This window comes from Robiginitalea sp. (assembly GCF_049588695.1).
Lineage (GTDB): Bacteria > Bacteroidota > Bacteroidia > Flavobacteriales > Flavobacteriaceae > Robiginitalea.
This window is the reverse complement of record NZ_JBAVZJ010000527.1, coordinates 1-1,859: the sequence shown is the minus strand read 5'-3', so window position 1 is coordinate 1,859 and position 1,859 is coordinate 1. Positions and strand designations below refer to the sequence as shown.

Genomic DNA, 1,859 nt, shown 5'->3' with positions numbered 1-1,859 from the left:
GATGAGATTGAGACCTACACCCGCATCAATACACAGGATATGCTCACCACCCTGAATGTGACCAACGAAAATGCCTCCCTGCTCACAGCAGACCTCCTTGAGGTTACCCATTCCCTGAGGAATGGATCGGGTGTCCTCGCCACATTACTTCACGACAGCGTTATGGCACAGGACCTCCGGGAGGGCTTTTATAACCTCAAACGGACTACGGCACGGTCTGAACAAGCTATTGGCCGCTTAAACCGTATGATTGAGGAATGGAGGCTGGAGCAGAGTACGCTGAGCCTGTTAACAGATGACCCGGAGTTTACCCAACAAATCCGAAGGGTAGCTGCCAACCTGGACACTTCCGGAGCGGAAATCCGTGAACTTACAGGACGGTTAAACGATCTGGTCGGCGATTTGCAGCAAGGAGAAGGGACCCTTGGGATGATGCTGAAGGACACAGTTATGGCCGCAGAGATACGGCACGGGCTTAGGCACCTGGATTCCGGTCTGGTGAAATTTGACGAGAATATGGAAGCCCTCAAACATAACTGGCTTACCCGGGGGTATTTCAAGAAGCTGGAGAAGAAGCAGAAAAAGGAAAGCAAAAAACAATAGCAAAAAAAACCGCCCTGAAATTTTTCAGGGCGGTCCTTTTAACTGTAGGGATATGCAGATGCAAAATCCAGACATGCAAATACCCATTAGAGCATCTGACCCTTACAGAAAATTACCCTTGTCGTCTAATTTCACCTTCAGGGTTTTATCACCGTTTTTAAGGGTGACCTTGTAAGTTTTGGACACGCCTTTTTTCTCGTGATACCGCACCAGGTAGACATCCTCACTGACAACCCAGCCCGGAAACCTGTCGAGTACCGCATTGTTGACACTTTCAGGGAGTTTTACATCTTCAAACTTTTCGATCGTCCGGATGATTTTTCCGTTGGCGTCATAGGCTGCGAGTATTTTCCCGTCAGGGATGTAGAAACTAATTTGGTAATAGTCGTAATCATCCTGATAGTATTCAGAACTTTCAAGATTAAACGCAGCTACTTTCCGCTGTAACATCTTTACAGGGATCGCCGCGGGTTCTTCAGAAGCCAAACTATTGAGGTACTTGTAATTCGTGGCGTACAAGACAACTTCTGACAATTCTTCTGTCCGGATTTCCTGGGCAAACAATGCAGGCAGCATTCCTAAAAACAGGACGGTTGTGATTAATTTTTTCATGACTTAGGTATTAAATGACACAATAAGGTAGTTTGCATGCCTGACCCTAAATGTAGCTCAGGGACCCCGCTTTTCAAATGACCTGTATCAGTCCCGGCAGAAGGTAATACGTCGGATTTTAAGCCTAAAACATAAGGTTGGAGTAAATCATATGTTTGAGGTCCTTGGGCAGGGAATCCCGCACATCTTCCAACTCGCCCAGGGAAACGTATTTCCTCAGGAACATAAAGGTAAGTTGGAGGTACTTCTCTGCAAGGTCATCCTCATATCCGAAATCATTGACGGCGGCCACGCCATCCTGTTGTTTCACGAGTTCTATGAATTCCTCCATATGTTTAATTCGCTCCGGCCGTCGCCGCATGGTCCAGCCATTGACATAAACCGCCTTCAGGAACATGGGTAACTGGGCAATCAGCTGCAGGGACTCTTCGAAAGGAATAATATCCCTCAGGGCATAAAGTGTAGCGCTCAGGATTCGCCCCGCCTTGTCCTTATCGGGCCCGAATCCCATGTGTTCTGTGTACGCATTTAAAAATGCGTTTCCTTCATTCGCATATTGATTGAAATTAAGTGCCATAGTAACATCATTTTAGGATTCACTCCTAAAAATGACAATTTTAAATGGCTTTGGAAATGACTTGAGT

General features: G+C 46.5%; 2 protein-coding genes and 1 pseudogene. 1 reads left to right on the top strand and 2 read right to left on the bottom strand.

The genetic code is table 11. The features are described from left to right. Positions 1-603, top strand: a pseudogene (locus tag WBV75_RS12230) (MlaD family protein); the annotation flags it as partial. Between the two features lie 102 nt (positions 604-705). Here the strand turns inward: WBV75_RS12230 and WBV75_RS12225 are convergent. After that, a complete protein-coding gene (locus WBV75_RS12225; protein WP_424120870.1) occupies positions 706-1,215 on the bottom strand; it encodes a nicotinate-nucleotide adenylyltransferase in 510 nt (169 codons plus the stop codon). A gap of 124 nt (positions 1,216-1,339) precedes the next feature. Further along, positions 1,340-1,792 (bottom strand): DUF2267 domain-containing protein, encoded by a 453-nt coding sequence (locus WBV75_RS12220; protein ID WP_424120869.1) that lies wholly within the window; start codon positions 1,790-1,792, stop codon positions 1,340-1,342. Positions 1,793-1,859: the final 67 nt, after the last annotated feature.